The sequence below is a fragment of the Geoalkalibacter ferrihydriticus DSM 17813 genome (genome assembly GCF_000820505.1).
Classification (GTDB): Bacteria; Desulfobacterota; Desulfuromonadia; order Desulfuromonadales; family Geoalkalibacteraceae; genus Geoalkalibacter; species Geoalkalibacter ferrihydriticus.
In genome coordinates, this window is record NZ_JWJD01000006.1 from 121728 (window position 1) to 145104 (window position 23377).

Genomic DNA, 23377 nt, shown 5'->3' on the forward strand with positions numbered 1-23377 from the left:
TGTTGAAGATTAGGTCAAGGAGAATAATTCTTTCTGAAAGTGAGACATGCGTTTTTCTGAAGTTGTGAAAATTCCGTCGACAATTTTTGTTCCGCTGAAGTTCCGCTTAGACTCCGCAAGTTTTCTGCGTTTCTCTTCCCTGCGCAAAATTTCCCGATTTCTTCGTACCTCCGTTCCCTGACCCCAGATAGGGACTGAGGCGCGAATCGTCCGCATCGCCTCCCCAATCCAAAACCCTTGCCGTTTCGTTTTTACGGGACGGTTTTGGTCTCTTTTTGCCTGAGCCGCACCGGCGGCTATCCCTTCTTAAACCCCAGGAAAGGAGCATTTCTCATGGAAATCAAGGTCCATAACGACGATCTGACTAAAGCCATGAAAGTCATGAAGCGCAAACTGCAGCAGGACGGTTTTTTCCGTGATTTGAAAAAGCGCCGTTTTTATGAGAAACCAAGCGAGCGGCGTAAACGCAAGGAAACCGAAGCGGCCCGCCGTCTGCGCAAGAAAGCGCGCAAGATGGCCAGATCCAGTCACTGACCGCGGCTGTGGACCGCTGCGAAGGGCGTGTTATGCTTACGGGCAAGAGGTGCTGAATCAGTTTCCAGCAAAGATTCTCACCAGCAGAAACAGCCCGATCATGGCAAAGGCGAAGGCGGTTTTGGCGGCCAATCCCAGCACCAGGCCGATGAGAGCGCCGAAGCCGGCGCGTCCGGCAGCGCGCAAGTCGTTGCGCGCCGTCAGTTCACCGGCCACGGCCCCAAGAAAGGGGCCGAGCAGGATGCCGAGGAAACCGAAAAACAGGCCGATCACGGCACCCAGGGCAGCGCCGATCACGGCTCTGTGGGTGGCGCCGAAATGTCTGGCGCCGAAAGCGCCGGCGACGAAGTCGGCGAGCACGGCGAGAAAAGCCAATCCTCCCAGCGCGCTCAGCGTGCGCCAGCCGACATAGACAAAATCTTCCGCCCAAGCGGCGAGCAGCAATCCGACGAAAATCAGCGGTGCGGCGGGCAGAGCCGGAAGGATCAATCCGGCCAGTCCGAGCAGAACCAGAACGATGGCGAGAATCAAGAGCAGCAGGGTCGTCATTGTTGTCTCTTATTCATTGCCTTCTGACGCATCGTCACCATAGACGCATCGATCTCTGCCCCCCTCCTTGGCGCGATAAAGCCTGCGGTCGGCTGTGTCGATGAGGGTCTCAGCGTTGAGGGCTTGTTCGCCAAACTCTGTGCAATCGGCAACGCCGCAGCTCAGGGTCAGGTGTAAGCGTTTTCCATCAAACTCGAAGTAGCGCGTCCGGGCTTTTTCGAGTATGCGCTCGGCAATGGTGCTTACCACCGTTCCACCGGCGCCGTTGGCCAGCACCAGGAATTCCTCCCCCCCGTAGCGGCAGGCTATGTCAAAGGGCCGGATGTTTTCCTTGAGCAGTTGCGCAAACTGCTGGAGGATGAAATCGCCGGCGAGATGGCCATAAGTATCATTGAATTTTTTAAAATGGTCGATGTCGAAGAAGGCCACGGCAACGGGTTTTTTGGTGCGCTTATATTCTTCGAGAAGTGGCGGCAGGTGGGTGTGCAGATAGCGGCGGTTGAAGAGGCCGGTCAACTGGTCGGTGACGGCACTCTCGATGAGTTCCTGCTCCAGTTTATGCTTGAGCAGGGCATTGGAAACCGTATTGGCCGCCACCTTGAAAAAGAAAACCTGATCGTCCTCCCAAACCCGCTTGGCGCGCACCGAATCGAAGCCGAAAATGCCGATGACCTTGTTTTCACGGGAAATGGGAACACAGAGAATGGTCTGGATGCCCTGTCGCTGAAATTCTTCCTTCTCCGCCGCGGCCTCGGGAGGCAGCCGGCTGACATCGGGAATATAGACATTCTTGTTTTCCCTGACCTGGTTCGCCCACCAGGGAAAGGAATCGAGGGGCAGATTCTGCATGTAGCCGATCTCGGGATCAATCCCCGCGCTGACCCACTCGTGGGTGTTGTTCATGTATTTTCCGTCCGCGGAAAACTGAAACAGGTAGGCTCTGTCGACCTGAAAAAACGCGCCTGTGGATTGCAGCATTTTGTCGATTCTGGCATCGAGGTCATCGTGGTCGGCGTTGATGAAATCCGAAGAGATTTCGGCGATCATTTTCTGAAAGCGATGCTGGTAGTCGAGGGCCCGCTCTGCGCATTTGCGCGCGGAGATATCCTGAATGATACCAAATACGATACGCCTGGCTCTGTCATATTCGGCGATGGAATGCACATCGAGAATTTGGCCATCGATCCTGCGGGTGATGCGAAATTCGATATCATAGGGTTCATCGCCTTCGACCAGTTGTCGCAAGGCGTGATAAACGCGCGAACGCTCTTCGGGTAGTACCACGTCGAGCGTCGAATCAAGCGTCAGGGGCTGATTCTCCATGCCGAAGATTTTGTAAACCCCGGGTGAGCCGTAAATGGTGCCTTCGTCCGGATGCCATTCCCAATGCCCCGCCTTCGCCACCGTTTCGGCCCTGAGCGAGCGTGCTTCACTCAGTGACAACTCTGCTTCGATGCGCCTTTTATCCGCGAGAGCGGCCACCATGCGGTTAAAGGAATCGGACACCCTGCCCAAAAAATCAATGCGTAGATTGTAGTTGCCGTCGGCGACCTGCTGAATTTGCCACACCAGGCTTTGCAGTGAGGCATGCAATTCTTTGTAGGGGGCAATCAGGTGATTTTTGCGCGGTGGCTCGACGTTGATATTGCCTTTGGCCAGCGCGCCGATGAAGTCCGTGGCCTCAGCATATCCTTGGATTAGAAGTTGGGTGGTTTCCAGCAGTGCACGGGTGTCCGGTGAAACATTCTCATCCGTGGATAGATCGAGAATGCTGATGTTAACCGATGCGCAAAGCAGAGCCTGCAAGCTTTCGTTGCAGGCTCTGATAATCTGGCGCTCGTTCGCCGGACGCGTCATGCAGGCTCCAGGGATTTTTATGGCTGGGGGTTGATCCGAAAGCGGCAGGTTCTATCACCGGTGGACCAGCAGTCGATTTCTTTCACGGAGAATTCTTTGTTCAGATATACACCCAAAACGCCGGCAAGGAAACCCTCATCGTAATCGCACACCGTGGCGCCGGTTACCGGTAGACCGGAGCATTCCAGATCTTCGGAAACCGTCACCACCAGATGCATGCTGTTTGGATCGCTTTTCTCCACTCTCAGAATCCCGACTTTAAGCTTCAGTAGTGTCTCGTAAAGCTCGGCGATGAAATCACTCAGAGACGCATTGACATTGAGCAGGTTGCGGCAGAATTCCTGTCCTGCCAACTTGCCCGATTGGAACAAAAGTTGGTTGGTTTTTTCAACGCCGAAGTTTTCAATGAGGACTTCGCGCGTAGAAAAATGCATGAGACGATAAACCGCCACATTGGTCATGTTGCCAAGGTTGGGTCGGCCTTTTTCAATGTCGCCGAGATCCGCCCATTTGAAGCGATATGCCTTGTCCTGAAACATGCCTGAATCCTCTCACCGATCACTGGTCATGATAAACAGAGGCTGACGCTGAAAGGATTCGTAGTTCGGGCGCAATCGCTCGACGTTGTAATATCTGTCGACATTGACCACCTTTTTCTCGCCCGTCACGATGGTGATGGGCACCGTGTCGTAGCTGCCGTTATGGATGCTCACCAGTTGTCCCGAAGTGCCGGACAGCACCAGGTCAAGAGCGATATTGCCGAAGGCCATGGGCACGATGGAATCCAGGGCATCGGGCTCGCCGCTGCGCACCAGATAGCCGAGGCGCTGGTTAAGTACGTTGATGCGGCGGCCGTTGTTGTAGCGCGGCGAAAGCTCTTTGAGCAGGGCCGAAACTTTATCGCCGATGCCGCCGAGCTTACGGTGGCCGAATTGATCAGCTTCCTGGCCTTCAAAAAACATCTCTTCCTGATGTTTGAGCTTGGCGCCTTCGGAGACCAGGATCACGGAATATTTGCTGGGGTGGCGATTGCGATCCTCCGTGGCCAGCCGCGCAAGTTGCTCGATATCGAAGGGATGCTCAGGGATGATGCAGCGGTCGGCGGCGCCGGCCATGGTCGGCAACAGCGCGGTGAAGCCGGCGTAGCGACCAAACACTTCGATGATCAAATAGCGCTCATGGCTGCCGGCCGAGGTGCGCAAGCGGTGGGTCAGCTCGATGGTGCGAGTGACGCAAGTGGAAAATCCGATGCAGTAGTCGGTGCCCGGCACGTCGTTGTCCATGGTTTTGGGAATGGCGACCACCTTGACACCCTCTTCGTGCAGGCGCTGGGCATAGCTCAGGGTGTCGTCCCCGCCGATGGGGATGAGAAAATCGAGGCCGAGAAACTCGATGTTGCGCAGCACTTCGGGCGTGACGTCGTTGATGTCGTCGGTGTATTTATCCCGCAGATGCTCGGGCAGGTTGGCTTTGGGCAGATGGCTTGGGCGCGTGCGCGAGGTGTGCAGAAAGGTGCCGCCGGTGCGTCCGGCGCGGTTGACGACATCCTTGGTCAGAACTTGCACGTTGGCGCTGTTGTCGGCCTCGGCATCGGGGACCAGTTCAACCAGGCCCGCCCAGCCGCGGCGGATGCCGAGAACCTTATAGCCTTCGCGCAGGGCGCGGATGGTAATGGCGCGGATGGCGGGATTGAGTCCCGGCACATCGCCGCCTCCGGTAAGAATTCCAATGGTTCCCTTGCTGGACATATCAAGTCTCCTCAAAGTTGAAAACGTGTAACTGTTCAGCATGCACCGCAGGGTACGGCGGCATCGCGTGCGGCAAAAGCTCACCTGCGGCTCAAACATTTGCCGCAGCACTCAACCGCCGCACCCTGCGGTACTGTCGGACGTTGCCGCTGAATAGTTACAAAGTTTGTTATCCGTCGCTTTGCTCCATCACTCTCCCAGGTTGTCCAGGTAGCGCTCCGCCAGCATCGCAGCCATGCAGCCCGAACCCGCAGCGGTGATCGCCTGGCGGAAATTTGGATCCTGCACGTCGCCGGCGGCGAACACGCCGGGAATATTGGTTTCACATGCGTTTTTCGTCAGAATGTAGCCATCCTGGTCCATGTGCAGCTGGCCTTTGAACAGATCGGTGTTGGGGGTGTGCCCGATGGCGATAAAAACCCCGTGGCAGGCGAAATCCTCTTCCTCGCCATTGGTGTTGTCGCGTAGCCGCAGGCCGTGAACGCCCTGCTGTTTGTCGCCGTGGATGGCAACGACTTCGGTGTTCCAGCGGAAAGAGATCTTTTTGTTGTCCATTGTGCGCTTTTGCAGCGGCGGGGAGGCCCGCAGCTCGTCGCGGCGATGCACCACCGTCACCTTGCGCGCAAAGCGGGCAAGAAAGCTCGCTTCTTCCATGGCCGTATCGCCGCCGCCGACCACCACTACGTCCTTTTCTTTGTAGAAGAATCCGTCACAGGTGGCGCATACCGAGACGCCGCGACCGTAGAGTTCCCACTCATTGTCCAGCCCCAGCATCTTGGGTGAGGCCCCGCTGGTGATGATCAGGGTTTTGCTCTGATAGCATTCCTCTCCCAGCCAGATACGAAAAGGTGTCTTGGTCAATTCGACGCGGGTTACTTCGCCTTCGACAAACTGCGTACCAAAGCGTTTCGCCTGCTCCTGCATCCGCTGCATGAGCTCATTGCCGTCGATCCCTTCGACAAAGCCGGGATAGTTTTCAATGACGGTGGTGGTGGTTAACTGGCCGCCGGGTTGCCGACCATGGATGACCAGCGGGCAGCAGCGGCTGCGGGCGGCATAGATGGCGGCGGTGAGCCCGGCCGGGCCGGACCCGAGAATCAGGGTTTCAAGCGGGTTTTGGCAGTTTGCAGGCATCCGCGGCCTCCTCGAACTGTTGTTCGGCATGATAGGAAGAACGCACCAGTGGACCGGCCTCGACATGGACAAAGCCCAAGGCCAGGGCATCTTGGCGCAACTGCTGAAATTCGTCGGGTCTCAGATAGCGGATGACGGGATGATGATGTCGGGTCGGTGCCAGATACTGACCGAGGGTCAGCAGAGAACATCCGACTCGGCGCAGATCCGCCAACACCGCGAAAATTTCCTCAAAGGATTCACCCACCCCCAGCATCAACCCGGATTTGGTGAGTACCTGCGGCGCGCGCCGGTGGGCGGCTGCCAGCAGGTCAAGGGAGCGCTGATAATCGGCACCCTGACGGGTCTGCGGGTAGAGGCGCGGCACGGTTTCGACATTGTGTCCGAGAACATCGGGTGCGGCGGCGAGGATGACATCCAGGGCATGCAGGTTGCCGGCCAGATCGGGAATCAGCAGTTCGAGGCGGCAGCCCGGCGCGCGTGCGCGGACTTCATGCACCAGGCGCGCAAATTGGGCGGCGCCGCCGTCAGGCAGATCGTCGCGGGTGACCGAAGTGACCACGGCGTGGCGCAATCCAAGCTCATGGATGGCTTGGGCGACGCGTGCAGGCTCGGTGTGGTCGAGAACCACAGGCCGGCCCTCCTGCACATTGCAAAAGGTGCAGGTCCGGGTACACAGGTTGCCAAGGATCATGAAGGTGGCCGTACCGCGACTCCAGCATTCACCTTGATTGGGACAGGCCGCGCTGCGGCACACCGTGTGCAGCCCCTGTTCGCGGTGATAACGATCGATGCGCGCCCATCCCGGTCCCTGGGGCAAGCGCACCTTAAGCCAATCGGGCTTCTGTCTCTGGGGGAAACTCATAGTCACCGGCATAGCTCAGAGAAAAGGTTGCAGCAAAGGCATGAATAAGGGCGTCCTCCACCTCGGCCAAGGAGACGGGGAGCGCGCGCAGCGCGTTCAGGGACGTCATGGCAACCCCGCTTAACCCGCAGGGCACGATGGCGGAAAACCCTCTCAGATCGGGATCGACGTTGAGCGCCAGGCCGTGCCAGGCCACCCAACGTCGGACGCCGACGCCGATAGAGGCGATCTTGCGTTCTCCCACCCACACGCCGGTTTTCCCGTTCAAGCGCTCGCCGTGAATGCCGAATGCGGCCAAAGCGAGGATAAGAGTCTCTTCCAGCAGGCGCAAATACCGATGAAGATCGCGACCGAAGGAATCGAGGTGCACAATGGGATATGCGACCAGTTGTCCGGGGCCGTGCCAGGTGACATCGCCACCGCGCCCGACCCGGTGGCAGGCAATCCCGCGTTGCGCCAGATCTTCGCGGTTGAGCAAGACATGGGCGTCGCGGGCGCCGCGGCCCAAGGTGATGACCGGATCGTGTTCGAGCAGGACGAGAATCTCCGGCCCGCCCTGCAGTCGGCGTTCCACCAGGCATTCCTGCAAGGCAAGGCCGGCCTCGTAGTCGAGGCGGCCCGCCCGCAGGGTCTGGAAGCGCAAAGCCGTATTCATGGGCATCGGATCAGGTATTAGTCCTCCCAGGCGATGCAGTTAACCGGGCAATTGTCGATGGCGTCCTGAATTTTCTCCTCGGGCGCGCCGGTTGGGTCGTACGTTTCGGCGAGACCATCGGAATTCAGGCGGAAAACCTCGGGAACCAGGTCAACGCACAGGTTGCAACTAATGCACGCCTCCTGGTCGACAATGGGGACTCTGGCCATGCCGCCGCTCCTTTACTAGACCTGGATTCAGGTCAGACTTTTTCGAAGTTGCTTTTGTCCGCACCGCACAGGGGGCAAACCCAATCGTCGGGCAGATCGGCAAAGGCTGTGCCGGGATCGATTCCACTGCCGGGATCGCCTTCGGCGGGGTCGTAAATGTAATCACAGATGATGCAGCGGTACTTTTCCATGGTTCGATGTCCTCCTTGTTCGGGGCCTGGGTCGGGTGAATTGAAATACAGCTTATCCATTCTAGACGATTTGTTCCGTCTGGCAAGCCATGCCCTCTGACGCAAACACAAAAGGCGAATCCTCCGGGATTCGCCTTTTGCAGCACGGCAATGCGATTGTCTAAGCCATTTCCAGTAGTACGCGCACGGTTTTCTCGATACCTTCGGCCGCTTCACTGATGCGTCCGGCAAGCATGTAGGCCGGACTTGAGATGATTTTGTTTTTTTCGTCGATGATAAATTCGTTGACCGGGCAAGTCACATGCTCGGCGCCCATGGTCTCAAGAGCTTGGGCCGTTCCCTGATCGGTGCCGATGGTGAGCTTGTGAGCCAGTTTTTCATCGCCGAGCACTCTGGCGATCAGGGCCGGTGCGATACAGACCGCCGCCAGGGGCTTTTGAGCTTTCACCACCTCGCGCACCAGGCGCGCGACTTCGGGATTGACGTCGCACTCGGGTCCCTTGACGGCAAAATTGCACAGGTTCTTGGCTGCGCCAAATCCACCGGGTAGAAACAGTGCGTCGAGATCGCTTGCTTTGACTGTCGCCATGTCCTTGATTTGACCCCGGGCGATGCGCGCAGCCTCGACCAGTACGTTGCGTTTTTCGCCCTCGGCGACTTCGCCGGTGAGGTGGTTAACGACATGCAACTGGTCCATGTTGGGGGCCATGCAGACAGCCTCCGCGCCCGCGCGGTCGATGGCCAGCAGGGTGATGACCGCCTCATGAATTTCAGAGCCGTCATAAACGCCGCAGCCTGCGAGGACAACGCCTATCTTTTTCGCCATGATCCTTACCTCCTTGAGTCGCAAAGGTTCAGAAATTCAAAGTGTCCCAGGAATTTAAAAATATAGACGACGAAGGCGACCAGGTCAACCGACCGACCCGAGTAATTCTCAATCCCATCGCTTATCAATCTTTTGAATACAGGACCGCCACCGCCTGGGTCGGCAGGGACGAACGCGCGATGTAGCCGTGGGGTTCGGAAGAATCATAGTAAACCGAGTCGCCGGGTTTCAGGACCATGACCTGCTCGCCGAAATGCAATTCAAGTTCGCCCGAGAGCAGAAAGAGAAACTCTTCGCCGTCATGACGCACCATCAGCTCATCGTGCCATTGTCCTTGCTGGAACTCGACGAGAAAGGGTTCCATGTGCTTGTGTTTGCGGCCGTAGGCCAGGGAGTGATAGGTATAGGCGGCCACGGGATGGTCGGGCAGGTGCCGGCGTTGCAGTGGGCGACGCTGATCGGCGCGCACCAGGATGCATTTGTCGCTGTCGCCCTCTTCTTCAAAGAAGCTGTGAATGCCGACCTTGAGGGCTTTGGAGATGCGCAGCAGGGTCGCCAGGGGCGGGATGACCTGATCGTTTTCGATCTGCGAGAGCAGCGGCTTGGACAGGCCCGTGGCGTCGGAGAGCGCCTGCAGAGTCAGGCGCTTCTCCTGGCGCAGGCGCCGCACTTTGATGCCGATCTGGAGTTCCTTGACTTCCTCGCGGATGTTGTCCATGTTTTCTTGCCCTCGCCGCTTAAAGCTCGAATTTTTTTACTGTGAGCAGGCAAATCAGTCAAGAAAATAGTCTTCATGAGTTATCGCGGCGCCAACTTTTGTCTTTTCTCCATTCCCCCACCGGGCATCCTCTGATAAGATCGGATCTGGTAGGAATAAAGACTGCGCCTTTGTGAAAATCGGATTTTTCCCATGACATCAGATACTCTGCTTGCTCAACGCCCGCCGCGCGCGGTGCTGTTCGATCTTGACGGCACCCTGCTTCAGGTGGAAATGAACGCTTTTATCCCCGCCTATGTCGGCGGACTGGCCGGTCACTTCGGTGACCTCGCGCCCCGCTCTCGGTTTATCGATACAGTGGTCAGCGCCACCTTTGCCTTGCTGCAGGACGATAGCGACCAAAGCACCAATCAGGAACTTTTTCTCGGCGCCCTCACGCAGCATCTGGGGATCGCGCCTGAAGATTTCAGGCGGCGCTTCTCCGACTACGTCGCGGATGGTTTGCATGGTCTTGAGCCGCTGATCAAACCGCTGGGGCTGGCACGCGACATCCTCGATCTGTGTTTTGCCCGGGGATGGACGGTCGTCATCGCCACCAATCCTGTTTTTCCCCGCGAGGTGGTGGAGGCGCGCCTGCGCTGGGGCGGGTTGGAGGATTTCTCCTACCACCTGGTTACCAGCTATGAAAACACGCGCTTCTGCAAGCCGCATCCGCGCTATTTCCACGACATTCTCGATGCTTTCGATCTGGCGCCGGAGGAATGTCTTATGGTCGGCAACGACACCGAACATGATCTGGCCGCCGGCCAGGTCGGGATCCCCACCTGGCTGGTCGATACCTGGATGATCGACCGCTTGGACGGTGCCTTCCACAGCGACTTTCGCGGTGATCATCAGGGACTGCTGAGGTTTCTGCGGGAAATTTAGGGACCACTCGGCCCCAAGCGTCCCTTGACGATCATCGAGGCCGAAGCTTTACATGATTAATTGACACAAATGAATTTATTCGTTAAGATTCGGGAAGATCATCCACTAACCGCCGCGCGGCGACGCAAGTTGCTCAGTGGCCCAGGGAGGAAATATGCCCAGGCTGGTTGAGAATCCCGATCTGGCTTTTCGTCTGGCTCGCGCCATCGTTTCGGACATCGCCCTTTACAATCAGGACAAGGTTGCCTCGGGCATCAAGAACGACAACCTCTTCGATGTGCTTGCCGAGCAACTCGAAGAAGGGCGTGAGCATTTTCAGGCGCGGGTCTCGCCTGATCTGGCGGGCCGTGACCATCTCTATGAACGCGCCATTGTCGATGTCATGATCAAGCAGGCGGGAAAAATTGAAAGTGCAATCTGGTAGATGGCGACCACCCATACTTTTGTCTTCCCCGAGCCGGCCGCAGGCCGGCGACTCGACCATTTTCTCGCCGATCAATTTCCGGAATTTTCGCGTTCCCAGATCAAAAAACTGATCGATGAACAGCGGGTTCTCGTCGGTGGTCGTGCCGTCAAGGCCGGCGAGCGGCTCAAAGGCGGCGAGAGCCTGAGTGTCGAGATCCCGTCACCGGTTCCGGTCGAGCCGCAGGCGCAGGACATTGCCCTCAGCGTGCTTTACGAGGATTCGCACCTCATTGTCATCGACAAGCCTGCCGGTCTTGTCGTGCACCCGGCCGCCGGTCACTCCTCGGGCACTCTGGTCAATGCCCTGTTGCATCACTGCGGAGATCTCGCCGGGATCGGTGGAGAATTGCGCCCCGGCATCGTCCATCGGCTGGACAAGGATACCTCGGGGGTCATGGTCGCGGCCAAAAACGATCTGGCTCACCAGCACCTGGCCGCTCAGTTCAAGGCGCACTCCATCCGGCGGCACTATCTGGCCCTGGTTCACGGCCTGGTGACAGCCGATTGCGGTGAAATCGACCGTCCCATCGGGCGCCATGCCGTGGAACGCAAAAAAATGAGCAGCCGCGGCTCGCGGGGGCGCCGTGCCGTGACGCACTGGCGGGTGGTGAAGCGCTACGACCGCGATCGTTTGACCCTGCTCGATCTGACCCTTGAAACCGGACGCACGCACCAGATCCGGGTGCATTTCGCGGATCTCAACCTGCCCCTGGTGGGTGATGCGGTCTACGGCAGCAGCTCCCGCACCCATTCTCTTGTCGACACCGAGTTGCGGCGGCTGGTGCAAAAACTCGGGCGCCAGGCACTGCACGCCCGCCTGCTCGGTTTTGTTCATCCGGCCACGGGCGCAGCGGTTGAATTTCAATCGCTACCGCCTTCTGATTTGCAGGATATCCTCGCCTATCTCGATGGAAAATACCTTAGGGAAGGCCAGGGTTGACCTTCCCTGCAACAAGCATTAATCTTGCGCTATCGCAAATAATCGTAACTGTTCAGCATGCACCGCAGGCCGCGACGGCATCGCTTGCGGTGAAAACTCGCCTGCGGCTCAAACATTCACCGCCGCACTCACGCGCCACGGCCTGCGGCGTGATAGAACATTGCAGCTGAAGAATTACAAAAAACCTCTGGAGTATTCCCTGTTATGAAGCAGGTTCGTCAAGGCAAGATCAGTTATCTGCAGCCCGCGTGGGCCCGCGAGGACCAGGTGGTGGCAGGTTTTACCACCCGCAACGGCGGCGTCAGCCGCGCGCCCTTCAATTCCCTCAACCTAGGGTTCAATACCGATGACGCGCGCCACAACGTCGAAGCCAACCGCTCCACCCTGGCACGTTCTTTCGAGGTACAGCCCCATTTGCTGCTGAACGCGCGTCAGGTTCACGGCACCGATCTGTTGGTCATCGATGAGCCCAACCCCGATCTGTCTCATTTTCTGCAGGTGGAGTGCGACGGCATTCTCACCAATCAGCCCGGTATTCTCATCGGGGTTCTGGTCGCCGACTGTTATCCGGTGCTTCTCCATGATCCCTTCTGTGGCGCCGCTGCGGTGGTCCATGTCGGCTGGCGTGGCGCGGCCGCTCAGATCCTGCCCAAAGCGGTGCGCTCTTTGTCCACCCTGCTCGGCAGCCGGCCCGAAAATCTGCGGGCCGCCATCGGCCCCGGGATCGGTGCCCACAAATATGAAGTCGACCGCCCGGTGCGCGATGCCTTCCGCGCTGCCGGTATGGAATGGGAAGCTATCGCCGTCGAAACGGGCCTCGGAAAATGGCAACTCGATCTGCGTACCTGCTGCCGTCTGCAATTGAGACAAGCGGGCTTGGATGCGGCGCACATCGAAGAGGCCGACGAGTGTACCTGCTGCCACCGGGAGCTGTTTTTTTCCCATCGTCGTGACCAGGGCCAGACCGGGCGACAGATGGGTTTTATCATGTTGCCTGCTTGACGCAGGGGTGATTTCGAACCAGAGAAGGCGCGGGAGGCAGGATTGAAAATCAAAGTGCTTTTTGCCGACGATCACGCCGTTTTCCATGAGTGCGTCAAGGCGCTGTTCAGTCCCGAAGAGAACATCCAGGTGATTGCCACCGCAAGCGATGGGCGCACGGCGGTGCGTTTGGCGCGGGAACTCAAGCCCGATGTCATCGTTATGGATCTGTCGATGCCGGTGCTCAACGGCATCGACGCGACCCGCCAGATAATCGCGGAAAATTCAGCCGCCAAGGTGTTAGCCCTGTCCAGCCACAAAGACCGCAAAACCATCTTGTCGGCTCTCAAAGCCGGTGCGCGCGGCTACGTGGTCAAGGATGCCGCCATCGCCGAGTTGCTCCAGGCCATCGAGGCGGTGGGCTCGGGGCGCATGTATCTCAGCTCGCACATCATCGATCAGGTCATCGACAGCCTTCTTGTCGGCGACGAAGATCCGGCTCGCGAAGCCTCGCCTCTCGATCGTCTGTCGGCGCGCGAGCGCGAAATCCTGCAACTCCTCGCCGAAGGCCGGAACGCGCGCGAAGTCGCCAAAATGCTCAGCGTCAGCCCGAAAACCATTGAAAGCCATCGTCATAACATCATGCAAAAGCTCGGTGTCGAATCTTCCTCCGACCTCATTCGGCTCGCCATCCGCGAAGGCCTGACGACCCTCTGAGGTCGTCGGGCCTTCGCGGCGCGCCCTGAAGCTCTTTCCTCCATTTCCTTACCCCATTTTCAGAAAAAACCACCCCCATTTTCAGGTTTTGCCTGATAGGCAGAAAAAGCAAAATACGCTATGGTCTTCTCAACTTTTTCAGCGCGGGGGGACGTTTAATTTATTGATAAGTGAAGGAGGGGTCCGGGGTTAGCGGACCGGAAAAATTTGCCGTGATTGATTTGGGCCTGGACGAAGATATTCGTCCAGGCCGTTTTTTTTAAGGGGAGAGAGATTGATGCGAGGCGGTTGTGGGTGCAAGGGAATCGAAAAAGTCCTGCCAGGCAGCCCAGTACACCTGAGGGTTGGCGTCGAGGGTATCGTTGTGCCCGGCGTGGGGGAGCCAGATCAGTTCCTTCGGCTGCGGCGCCTGGGCGTAGAGCTCTTCGGCCATGCGCGGCGGCACGATGGTGTCGCGTTTACCGTGAATGATCATCAGCGGGCTCTGGATGCCGGGGATTTTTGCGCGGTTGTCGAATTGCGCATCAATGGTCCAGCCGAGCAGGGCGTAGAGAAAGCGGTAATGATGGCGGCCCATATCCGAAATGGAGGTGAACGGGCTTTCCAGAATCAGCCCGGCGGGCGGTTTTTCCACGGCCAGTTGCAGGGCCACGGCCGCCCCGACGGAGCGGCCGAAATAGATCTGGCGCTCGGCGGGGTAGCTACGTTGCGCGAGCCAGTCGTGCGCGGCGCGCGCGTCCCGATAGAGACCCTGTTCCGAGGCGCGCCCCTGGCTCTGGCCGTAGCCGCGATAACTTACAATCAGCACCGGCATCCCGAGGCGACGATGCAGAAGTTCGAGGTTGTGAACGCGGTGAGAAATGTTTCCGGCATTGCCGTGGAAGAAAATCAATGCCGGCAGATCGACCTCATCGCGGCCGGGAAGGAACCAGGCATGGATGCGCACACCGTCCTCGGTGTCGAGCCACACATCATCGTAGGTCAGGTCGCGCTGGTCGGGTGTCCAGACGATCTGCGACGTCGGAAAGAAGATAAAGGTATGCTCCAGGGCAGCCTCCACTCTTGTGGCCAAGGTCATGACGAGCAGTGCGGCAAACCATAAAATCAGACGCAGTGAGCTGAGGATTCGTTGGGCCATGGGTTGTATTATAACGCGCTTGAGCCGGTGATGCAGCAACCAGCGGTTATTTGCGCCAGAAGGTGGGGAAAAACAGCACCAGAACCGTGAACAGTTCCAGCCGCCCGAGCAGCATGCACACCACCAGAACGCTCTTGCCGAAGGGCAGAATATGGGCGTAGTTTTCCATCGGCCCGACGCTGCCGAACCCCGGGCCGATGACGGCCAGGGTGGCGACCACCGAACCCGCTGCCGAAACCATGTCGAGGCCGGTGGACGCCATGAGAATGGTCGCCACCATGAAAATCGCCATCCACAGAGCGAAAAACCCAAGAATGGACTGCATGATCTCGCGATCCACGGGAACATCGCCCAATTTGACCAGGCGCACCGCGCGCGGGTGAATGAGGCGATAGATCTGTACCTGAGCGTGTTTGATCAGCAACAGCAGGCGCGCCACCTTCATGCCCCCGGCCGTCGAGGCGGCGCACCCGCCCACCAGCATGGCGAGGAAGAGCAGATACTGGGACATGGCCGGCCACATGCCGTAATCGGCGGTGGCGTAACCGGTAGTGGAAAAAATGGACACCACCTGAAAGGTGCTGTAGCGCAAATTGTCGGACAGCGAGGTGTACACCGCGCCCTGGTTGGCCCACATCACCAGCACGATGATGACCAGGGTCAGGCCGAGAAACACGCGGAACTCCTCGTTGCGCCACATCTCGCGTCCGCGCCCGCGCAGCACCTGATAGTGCAGGGCGAAGTTGACCGCCGCCAGAAACATGAAGAGGATGATCACCCAATCGACGTAGGCGCTGTCATAGGCGCCCACCGAGGCGTTTTTCGGCGAGAAGCCGCCCGAGGCCAGGGTGGTGAAGGCGTGGCAGAGGGCATCGAAAAAGCTCAGGCCGCCCAGCATCAGCAACAGGGTCTGGGCGCTGGTCAGCAGCACGTACACCCCCCACAGCAGCTTGGCCGTGTCCTGAATGCGCGGCTTGAGGCGATCAGCGGTGGGACCGGGCATTTCGGCCTTAAACATCTGCATGCCGCCGACGCCGAGCATGGGCAGGATGGCGAGAGAGAGTACGATGAAGCCCATGCCGCCCAGCCACTGGGTCAGCGCGCGCCAGAACAGGATGCTTGGGGCAAGAGCTTCGATGTCGGGGAGAATGGTGGCGCCGGTGGTGGTGAAGCCGCTCATGGTTTCAAAAAGAGCGTCGAGCACCGAAGGGATGGAGCCGCTCAGCAAATAAGGCAGGGCGCCGAAGAGGGCAAAGGCCGTCCAGCCGAAGGTGACCACGGCAAAGCCGTCGCGCACCGCCATCTCCCTTGGGCTGCGGCATTTGAGGATCAGCACGCCGCCCAGAGCCGCGCAGATCAGCGAAGAGAGCAGAAAGCTCGGCCAGGCGCCGTCGGCGAAATACAGCGAAAACGGGATGGGCGCCAGCAGCACCGCCGCCAGAAAGGCCAGCAATATCCCAAGGATGCGCAGGACCAGCACGCGGTTCATGTTACTCGAAAAACCTCTCCACTTTGTGCAGTGCCTCGGGCAGGGCAAAGACCACCACCCGGTCCGAAGGGCGCAGCATCGTCTCGCCCGTGGGAATCAGGTACTCGCGGCCGCGCACAATGGCGCCGATGATGGCGCCGCGCGGAAAATGCAGATCCTTCAGGGACTGATCGAGAATGCGGCTGTCCTCGCCGATCTGCAACTCTAGAACCTCGGCATTGCTGCCTTCCACGGTGGCCAGGGACAGCACCTTGCCGCGCCGCACGTGCTTAAGGATGACCGCCCCGGCAGCCAGGCGCGGTGATACGCAGGCATCAATGCCCAGCGACGGCGCCAGGTTGAGATATTCGGGTTTGTTGACCAGCACCAGGGCGCGTTTCGCCCCGTGCTTTTTCGCCAGCAGCGAGCACAGGATGTTGTCCTCGTCATTGCCGGTGACGGCCATGAACACATCGGCACCCTCGATACCCTCGTCGCTCAGAGTGCGAATGTCGGTGCCGTCGGTGTGAATGATCATGGATTTGCGCAGCTTGGAGGCGAGAAATTCGCAACGCTGCTCGTTGCGGTCGATGATGCGCACGTTGAAATGTAGTTGCTCCAGGCGCTGGGCGATTTGCAGCCCGATACCGCCGCCGCCCAGGATGAAGGCGCGGCGCAGACGGCAGGCTTTCTCCGGTTCGGGTTGCAGCAGATACTGGATGGCCGGCAGATCGTTGTGATGGGCAAAGATGAAAATGCTGTCGCCGACGCGGATGGTGTCGTCGCCGCGCGGAATGATGGTTTTTTCCCCGCGCGTGATGGCGGTGACGACGAAACGGTACATACCGCGGATCTCGCCCAGTTCCTTGAGGGTCAGGTCGCACAGGGGGCTTTTTTCGCCGATACGGTAGCCGATGAACTGGATCTGGCCCTCGACGAATTCGGCCACATCGAAAGCGCCCTGGCGCGAGGCGATCTTGATCATCTCCTCGGCGACGGCATCCTTGGGATTGATGAGCAGATCGATGCCGAGCTTTTCCTTGGACAGCACCGCGCCCTGGCCCGAGAATTCGATGCTGCGCACCCGGGCGATGCGCCGCTTGACGCCGTATTCGCGCGCCAGAAGACAGGCCAGGATGTTGACCTCGTCCATGTCGGTGACGGCTATGAAGATTTCGGCGGACTTGATGCCGCCCTGTTCGAGGATTTCGGCGCTGGCCCCGTTGCCGAGGATGCCCAGGACGTTGAGGCGCTCCTGAGCGCGGTTGAGGTGCTCCGGGTCGTTGTCGATGAGGGTGACCTCGTGGCCTTCCTCGGACAAGCGTTCGCAGAGGAAATAGCCGACCTGACCGGTGCCGACGATGAGGATTCTCATGGTAGCTGCATTCAGTTTTTAGGAAAGTAGGTGTCCGAGCAAGGACGCGGCGCTATTCATGGCATATTTGCGCGAATCGTGCAAGAGGTAGACGCCGGACTTGCCCCCTTGTCGACGGCGGCGCTACAATGCTCCGGCGAAAAGGAGCGTCATTCATGGACTTATTTATCGAAGTTTCGGACGAAGACATCCGCCGCGAACGGGCCAAGGCCCGTGAGCTGCGCAAGAGCAACTGGTGGAAAAACCGCATCGCGCAAGGGCTTTGCCATTATTGCGGCGCGCGGGTCAGGCCCGCCGAGCTCAGCCTGGATCACCTCTTGCCCCTGGCGCGCGGGGGCAAATCAACGCGCGGCAACTGTGTGCCGGCCTGCAAGGAGTGCAACAACCGCAAAAAAGACCTTCTGCCCATGGAGTGGGACGAGTACCTGGCTCGGCTGCGAGACACGGACGTTGCGGAATAAACCGGCGACTTTCCTCATTTCCTCCCAATTTGCGCAGTGCCATGGGAAAAGCTGGACGTGGATGGTTGTTGGGATGCCTGGGGCTGATTTTTCTGGTTGTGACGGGCTGCGCTGATGATGGCGAATCTTACGTTTCCGGCACGGGGCTGGTCGGCATCGTGGATCATCCGGCGCAGGTCGCAACGGTGCCACGGGCGGGCCGGTTCTGCCCCTGGACGCAGGAAATTTTGCCTCCGCACCCTTGGCCGCAACGACCTTTGAACTGCTGGATTTTGACGCGGGAAAGTCTGTGTTGGTCGATGTTTCAGGCCTGATGCAGAAAGCTCAGGCGCGGGGTCTGGCGGATTTTCAGGTGCGCTTCGCTCTGGTCTATGAATAGATAGGTCGGGAGCGAGCGTTGCCTCGGCAACACTCGCTCCCGCAGTTTCATGGCTGCTGGCGCGGGCTTTCCATGGATTTGCGATACAGCTCCACGTATTTTTCCGCGGCGCCGGTCCAACTGAAATCCTGGGTCATGCCGCGCTTGACCAGTTTGAGCCACTGGCGGCGATTTTCATAGGCGTTCAGGGCGCGGTCGAGAGCGGCCAGCATGGCTTCCGGGGTCGGCTGGTCGAAAACAAATCCGTTGCCCTGCCGTGGGCGCTCGTCGATGTCGATAATGGTGTCGTTGAGCCCGCCGGTGCGATGCACCACCGGCACACTGCCGTAGCGCAGGGCAACGATCTGCTCACGTCCGCAGGGCTCATGCCTGCTGGGCATGAGGAAAATGTCGCTGCCGGCGAAAATGCGCCTCGCCAGGCCCTGTTCGTCGGTGAGAAAGACCCGGATCCGTTCGGGGCGGCGCTCGCCCAGGACACGCAGTTTCTCCTCCAGAGCCTCATCCCCTTGTCCGGCAACAATCACTTGCATGCCACGTTCCAGAAGCCGGTCGGCGGCCGCGACGAGGATGTCGCAGCCCTTCTCCCGGGTTAGAGGCGAAACCAGGCCCACCAGAGGCACCAGCGGTTCCAGGGCCAGGCCGGTCTCTTTTTGGAGCGCCCGTTTGTTGGCTTTCTTGCCGTTGAGGTTTTCCACGTTGAAGGGCCGATTGATGTGCATGTCCAGGGACGGATCCCAGCAACGGGTGTCAATGCCGTTCAGGACGCCGTGGAAACTGGCGCTGCGGCGGCGCAGCAGGGGCGCGAACTCTCCTGCGAATGCGGTGCTGTGGAGTTCGTCGCGATAGGTTTCCGAGAGGGTGTTGATCTGGTCGGCAAAGAGCAGGCCACCTCTGAGAAAGCAGATGCCGCCGTTGAGGGCAAGGCCGCTGTAATCCGGTTCAGCGGGGTCGAGGCCCAGCCCGTCAAGGTCGGCGATGGGGAATTGGCCGGTTTTGTCGAGATCGTGCAGGGTGAACAGGGTGCTCATCTGAGCATAGAAAGGATCACCCTTGAGATTGGTGCGCAGCAGCACCGGGATCAATCCCGTCTGCCAGCCGTGCAGATGCAGGACGTCGGGACGAAAATCCATGCGCCGCAGAAGTTGCAGCACGGCGTGACAGAAGAAACCAAACCGCTGGGCGTTGTCGGCATACTCGCCCTTGCCGTTGCCGTAGAGGCCATCGCGGTGAAAGTAGTCGCGATTCTCTATGAAGTAGACCGGGACCCCTTCCAGCAGCGTCTGGCGCAAAAGACCTTTTTGCGGGGTCCCGTCGATGTGGACCTCAATGCTTTTGCGCCCTTTGCGCAGACTAAAGCCATTGTCGTCGACATTTTTGTAGCAGGGCATGATGAGGCGTGCGTCATGGCCGAGCTTGCGCAAGGAGCGCGCCAGCATGCCGGCAACATCGGCCAGCCCGGTGGTCTTGGCGTAGGGGGAAACTTCGGGGGAGACAATCAGAATTTTCATGGGCAATTTTTCCCTCTATCCTACCCGGGCCGGCGCAAACGCTGCCGGTATGTGAACCGAGCGATTAGCCGGCGCGGGTTTCCTGGGTTGTTTCCGCCAAGTGACGGGTCAGCGCCTCCACCTGGTAGCCTTGGGCGTGTGCCTGGGCAAGTAGATAGCGTGCCTCGTCAACCAGAGCGGTTACTGTACTGAGCAGTTTCTGATCGGTGTCCTCCCCGGACGCTTGGTGCAGGGCTCCCAGCAGACAGAGCCAATAAACAAGATTTTCATAACGTTCACGGTTGAACCATTCGATGCCTTCATAAAGATTGACACCGAGATATTCACGTGCCGCAGGGTTCTGCAAAAAGTTGGCCATCGCTTGGCGAAGCGCCTTCGGCGATACCGTCGCGGGCTGATCAAGCAGTAGCACCAGCAGCCGGGTTTCCACCCGCGCCTGATCAAGGCTCAGATTAAATGGCGGGGTGTCGGAGCCGTGCATGCTGGCGCACAGCACTTCATCGAGCAGGCAGCGCTCAATGAGCTTTCCGGCAGGTGGAAGTGCCTGCCCTTGCTGCTTTTCGTCCGACAGTCGGTGCCATAAAACCCAGGGCAGCAGGATGCGGTATTCTTGGCCCGCGGTGGCTCTCAAGAGGGCGCCCGTGCCCTGTCCTTGCGCTTTTGGTGTGTGGGTTTCCCCCGGCAGGCCGGCGTGCAGGCAGGCCAGTGCGGCGCGTTCCTTGGGCCTGCGGCTGGTCAGGCGGCGCAACCGGCGCAGGGCCGCAAGGTCCTCATCCCGTGCCGCGACCAACTGGGCTTCCGTTGTGTCTAATGAGCACTTGTGAATGATCTCCTGGCAAAAGTAAGACAGGCGGCGCGAAAAGTCAATTGAATATTTATCCTTTTTAATTTTGGTTCTTTCAGAAATGGCGAGATTTCCCCAGTGTTGGAGAATTTCGGGATCCAGAAGTTCGCCAGTTGCCGTAATCAGGTCCGCGTAATGGCGACGACCCCAGGCACGGTCGAGGTCACGGCAGGGTCGGCCGTTGAGTTCGGTGTAGACTTGCTGCCAGATACCCTCCGCATCGCGCAGTTCTTGAAAACCGAGGAATACCTGACACTGATAGGCTTCCAGACGTACATGCAGCCCCTGCTCGATCAGTTCACGCCCGCTGCGCAGATATTCCTGGCCGGACGGATGTTCGCGGAAACGGTAAAAAACACCCTCTTCCGTTTTGAGGTCGAGGGCTTGGCCGAGAGTGGTCTGCTCCAGCCAGGCGGGCTCCTCAGAGGGAGCGCTTGCCCACGCGGCCGAAGAGCGAATCCAGCCTGAGGTTTCGGCATAGCAGTTGTGGAAGACCACCAGCGCACGCTCTTCGCCGCAGCGGTTGGAATAGGCAAAAACATTTTCGTCGACGCCCTGCTCGGCCCAGAAGTCATAGAGGCGGAAATTTTCCGAGCCGCTGAACAGGTACCGCTTGCGCAGCAGGGGAAAGATGCGTCGCTCGTGCTCGCGTACCATGCCTTCGTCGATGTTTTCATCCCAGTAGGCCTTGCTGTACTCCATGCCGTATTTTTCGCTCAGACCCTCTATTTGCCCATGGCCGAACATAGGTAGCCCCGGCATGGTGGCGAGCATGGTCGCTACGCCGTAGTATTTTTCGCCCTTGCCGAACTGTTCGACGGCGGTCGCTTCGTCGGGGTTGTTCATAAAATTGGTGAAGCGCTTGAGAATTTCAGGGTTGAACTCAAGGGTGTTCTTGATGGTCTGGCGATATTTGGCGTTTTCCTCGTTCTTGAGCATGTTCATGAACGCGCTGTTGTAGACGCGGTGCATACCCAGGGTGCGCACGAAATACCCTTCCATCAACCAGAAGGCTTCGGCGATGAGCAGGGTGTCGGGCACCTCGGCAGCCACCCGGTCAACGACCTCGCGCCAGAACTCCTTGGGAAAGGCGCGTTCAAAATCCTCGCGGGTCATGGCGTGTTCGGCGCGCGACGGCACCCCGGCGCCGCCTCCGGGTTGAGGAAACCACAGGCGTTGGAAGTGTTTTTTTGCCAGGGTCATGGCGGCATCGAAGCGAATGACCTTGAAGCGCCGCGCGATGTGCAGGATGGTGCCGACCATTGCCTCACGCACCTGGGGCAGCAGGTAATTGAGCTGCGCCGTATCGTTCCACGGCATGTGGGTGCCGTCGTTGCCGTGATAGATGTAACGCACCCGCCCATCGCGGTGATCGGTGTACTTAAACACCACCGCCGCGTCGGAATGGTCGTAATAACCGTCTTCGATTTGCAAACTGATTTCAGGGTCGGGAGAGAGGTCGCGTCCGCCGAAGCGATAACTGGGGTAAGGGGAATAGTCGAGCTGCACGTACCAGTCAGGGTGCTCCTTGAGCCAGCGCGAGTAAAGTCCGGTGTGGTTGGGCACGATATCCGAGGCCAGGCGGATGCCGCGCTGAAGGCAGCGCTGCTCAAGATCGGCCATGGCTTCCTCGCCGCCGAGGTCGGCGGCGATTACGTAATCGTAGAGGGAATAGGCCGAAGCCAGGGCTTCGGGATTGCCGCGCATGTGTTTGATCCACTGGGACACCTGCGAACGCTCCCAGATCCCGATCAGCCACAGGGAGTTAAAGCCCGCGCGGGCCAGGCGGTCGAGTTCCGCGTCGGGAATCTGGTCGACGCGCACAATGGGACGCTCGTAGCGCTTGCTCAGCTGATCAAGCCACACGTAAGTGGACTTGGCGATGAGCACCACGTTGCTCATCCAGTCGGCGTCGGCGGTGAACGCCTCGGGCTCGGGATAATGATAATCGACGCGCACTTCCTCGCGGCGGAAATCGATGACTTGCGTCGGCCCCGGTCCGAAGCCGCGCATGTGGGTCTCTTCGGCGCTGATATCGAAGGCGGTGAGAATGTCTTCCTGCAATTCCGGCGGCAGATGCTCGCGCCAGAGCTCTCGGATAAAACCCAACTGACCGTGCAGGGATTGAGGCGATTTCCGGATGGGTTCTTCCAGCAGGTCAAGAAGTGAACGCCGCAGCAGACCCGTGGCGGGCGAATCCTCGAGTTCGCTGTCGAATTCGCTGAGTGCCTGACGATAGGAGGTGCGCTGCGCCAGCTCACTGTCGTCAAATAGCGGTCGCATGGGGCCGAGGGCCGGGTTGTTGTTCTGCACGGCAAGGATAAACAGTTCACCCAGGGCGGTGAGGCGGTTGTGCTCCTGACGCAGAAAATCCTCGGTGCTGATCTCCACGTCGCGCACCGCATCGGGGGGAAAGAGGGCGACAAAGGCTTCAAGAGCGGCCAGCAGGCGCGGGTTCGATATGGCGCGCCCGGAGATCCGGATCTGGTTGAGGTCGACCCGGCAGTCCCGGCCGGCGAAATAGCGTTGCAGCAGATGACGGAACGCGCGGTTCAAAAGTGCCGCCAGGTGGAGTTCGCCGGCGCCGACGACCTGGCGCTGCTCAGCGCCGTTGATACAGTCGGCGACGACCCGCAGGCGCAGCATCAGCGGCGCTTGGCGAAAAGGGCGCAGGCGTTCGCCGAGCGCAAGGCGCTGCCAGGCCTGATCGGAAATCTGGATGTCGAGAGGGAAGTACTGCCGGGAAGAATTTTTAGCAGTCATGGTGGAATCCTTTTGATGTTTGGGCATGTCGCGGGCGCAAAGTTCAAGGGGCCGACGGGTGGTGTCGGAAACGAATCCCGGCGCTCCCGGCGGCCCCTTGTCAGGTTATGATCGCCCGCGTTGGG

23 protein-coding genes are annotated in these 23377 nt (G+C 59.2%); 7 read left to right on the top strand and 16 right to left on the bottom strand.

The window, feature by feature from the left end; all coding sequences use genetic code 11:
• Window positions 1–333: 333 nt before the first annotated feature.
• Window positions 334–534, top strand: a complete 201-nt coding sequence (gene rpsU, locus GFER_RS13770) for a 30S ribosomal protein S21 (protein ID WP_040100324.1) — start codon at window positions 334–336, stop codon at window positions 532–534.
• Window positions 535–591: 57 nt separating this feature from the next.
• Here rpsU and GFER_RS13775 read toward each other — a convergent pair whose 3' ends face one another.
• The 11 genes from GFER_RS13775 to GFER_RS13825 all read right to left on the bottom strand — a co-directional run bounded on the left by GFER_RS13775 (window position 592) and on the right by GFER_RS13825 (window position 9286).
• Complete coding sequence (locus GFER_RS13775; RefSeq protein ID WP_040100326.1) at window positions 592–1083, bottom strand: DUF456 domain-containing protein; 492 nt, start codon at window positions 1081–1083, stop codon at window positions 592–594.
• 9 nt (window positions 1084–1092) lie between these two features.
• Entirely contained in the window at window positions 1093–2940 is a 1848-nt protein-coding gene (locus tag GFER_RS17900; protein ID WP_052446426.1) for a diguanylate cyclase, read from the bottom strand.
• A gap of 17 nt (window positions 2941–2957) precedes the next feature.
• Window positions 2958–3479, bottom strand: coding sequence for a V4R domain-containing protein (locus GFER_RS13785; protein ID WP_040100327.1), 522 nt, complete (start codon window positions 3477–3479; stop codon window positions 2958–2960).
• Window positions 3480–3491: 12 nt separating this feature from the next.
• Entirely contained in the window at window positions 3492–4688 is a 1197-nt protein-coding gene (locus GFER_RS13790; protein WP_040100328.1) for a 6-phosphofructokinase, read from the bottom strand.
• Window positions 4689–4877: 189 nt separating this feature from the next.
• The gene (gene trxB, locus GFER_RS13795; protein WP_040100329.1) at window positions 4878–5822 is read right to left on the bottom strand and encodes a thioredoxin-disulfide reductase; all 945 of its coding nucleotides are present in this window, start codon (window positions 5820–5822) and stop codon (window positions 4878–4880) included.
• On the bottom strand, window positions 5794–6687 hold the full coding sequence (gene lipA / locus GFER_RS13800) for a lipoyl synthase (RefSeq protein ID WP_200889326.1): 894 nt from the start codon (window positions 6685–6687) through the stop codon (window positions 5794–5796). The genes trxB and lipA overlap by 29 nt, the downstream gene beginning before the upstream one ends.
• Window positions 6650–7348, bottom strand: coding sequence for a lipoyl(octanoyl) transferase LipB (gene lipB, locus GFER_RS13805; RefSeq protein WP_052446427.1), 699 nt, complete (start codon window positions 7346–7348; stop codon window positions 6650–6652). The genes lipA and lipB overlap by 38 nt, the downstream gene beginning before the upstream one ends.
• 11 nt (window positions 7349–7359) lie before the next feature.
• Window positions 7360–7551, bottom strand: a complete 192-nt coding sequence (locus tag GFER_RS13810) for a ferredoxin (RefSeq protein ID WP_040100336.1) — start codon at window positions 7549–7551, stop codon at window positions 7360–7362.
• A 32-nt stretch (window positions 7552–7583) separates the two neighbouring features.
• Window positions 7584–7742: a rubredoxin gene (gene rd, locus GFER_RS13815; RefSeq protein WP_040100338.1), complete on the bottom strand. Its 159-nt coding sequence runs from the start codon at window positions 7740–7742 to the stop codon at window positions 7584–7586.
• Window positions 7743–7902: 160 nt separating this feature from the next.
• Complete coding sequence (elbB, locus tag GFER_RS13820; protein WP_040100340.1) at window positions 7903–8568, bottom strand: isoprenoid biosynthesis glyoxalase ElbB; 666 nt, start codon at window positions 8566–8568, stop codon at window positions 7903–7905.
• Between the two features lie 124 nt (window positions 8569–8692).
• Complete coding sequence (locus GFER_RS13825; RefSeq protein WP_040100342.1) at window positions 8693–9286, bottom strand: helix-turn-helix domain-containing protein; 594 nt, start codon at window positions 9284–9286, stop codon at window positions 8693–8695.
• Between the two features lie 192 nt (window positions 9287–9478).
• Here GFER_RS13825 and GFER_RS13830 point away from each other — a divergent pair, with 192 nt between their 5' ends.
• The 5 genes from GFER_RS13830 (at window position 9479) to GFER_RS13850 (ending at window position 13316) form a co-directional block, all read left to right on the top strand.
• The gene (locus GFER_RS13830) at window positions 9479–10213 is read left to right on the top strand and encodes an HAD family hydrolase (RefSeq protein ID WP_040100343.1); all 735 of its coding nucleotides are present in this window, start codon (window positions 9479–9481) and stop codon (window positions 10211–10213) included.
• A gap of 154 nt (window positions 10214–10367) precedes the next feature.
• Window positions 10368–10637, top strand: a complete 270-nt coding sequence (locus GFER_RS13835; RefSeq protein ID WP_040100345.1) for a hypothetical protein — start codon at window positions 10368–10370, stop codon at window positions 10635–10637.
• The gene (locus tag GFER_RS13840; RefSeq protein ID WP_040100347.1) at window positions 10638–11618 is read left to right on the top strand and encodes an RluA family pseudouridine synthase; all 981 of its coding nucleotides are present in this window, start codon (window positions 10638–10640) and stop codon (window positions 11616–11618) included.
• A gap of 204 nt (window positions 11619–11822) precedes the next feature.
• Window positions 11823–12620, top strand: coding sequence for a peptidoglycan editing factor PgeF (pgeF, locus tag GFER_RS13845; RefSeq protein ID WP_040100350.1), 798 nt, complete (start codon window positions 11823–11825; stop codon window positions 12618–12620).
• Window positions 12621–12662: 42 nt separating this feature from the next.
• Window positions 12663–13316 carry a response regulator gene (locus GFER_RS13850; protein ID WP_040100352.1) on the top strand — a complete coding sequence of 218 codons (654 nt, stop codon included), beginning with the start codon at window positions 12663–12665 and terminating at the stop codon, window positions 13314–13316.
• A gap of 259 nt (window positions 13317–13575) precedes the next feature.
• Here the strand turns inward: GFER_RS13850 and GFER_RS13855 are convergent, their stop codons facing one another.
• The 3 genes from GFER_RS13855 to trkA are packed head-to-tail and all read right to left on the bottom strand — an operon-like array spanning window position 13576 to window position 17297.
• On the bottom strand, window positions 13576–14454 hold the full coding sequence (locus GFER_RS13855) for an alpha/beta hydrolase (RefSeq protein ID WP_052446428.1): 879 nt from the start codon (window positions 14452–14454) through the stop codon (window positions 13576–13578).
• Between the two features lie 46 nt (window positions 14455–14500).
• Window positions 14501–15943, bottom strand: coding sequence for a TrkH family potassium uptake protein (locus GFER_RS13860; protein WP_040100354.1), 1443 nt, complete (start codon window positions 15941–15943; stop codon window positions 14501–14503).
• 1 nt (window position 15944) lies between these two features.
• The gene (trkA, locus tag GFER_RS13865) at window positions 15945–17297 is read right to left on the bottom strand and encodes a Trk system potassium transporter TrkA (protein WP_040100357.1); all 1353 of its coding nucleotides are present in this window, start codon (window positions 17295–17297) and stop codon (window positions 15945–15947) included.
• Window positions 17298–17452: 155 nt separating this feature from the next.
• Here trkA and GFER_RS13870 point away from each other — a divergent pair, with 155 nt between their 5' ends.
• Window positions 17453–17758 (top strand): HNH endonuclease, encoded by a 306-nt coding sequence (locus GFER_RS13870; protein WP_040100359.1) that lies wholly within the window; start codon window positions 17453–17455, stop codon window positions 17756–17758.
• Between the two features lie 426 nt (window positions 17759–18184).
• Here GFER_RS13870 and GFER_RS13875 read toward each other — a convergent pair whose 3' ends face one another.
• Entirely contained in the window at window positions 18185–19645 is a 1461-nt protein-coding gene (locus tag GFER_RS13875) for a glycogen synthase (protein WP_040100361.1), read from the bottom strand.
• A 64-nt stretch (window positions 19646–19709) separates the two neighbouring features.
• Window positions 19710–23252 carry an alpha-amylase family glycosyl hydrolase gene (locus tag GFER_RS13880; RefSeq protein ID WP_052446429.1) on the bottom strand — a complete coding sequence of 1181 codons (3543 nt, stop codon included), beginning with the start codon at window positions 23250–23252 and terminating at the stop codon, window positions 19710–19712.
• Window positions 23253–23377: the final 125 nt, after the last annotated feature.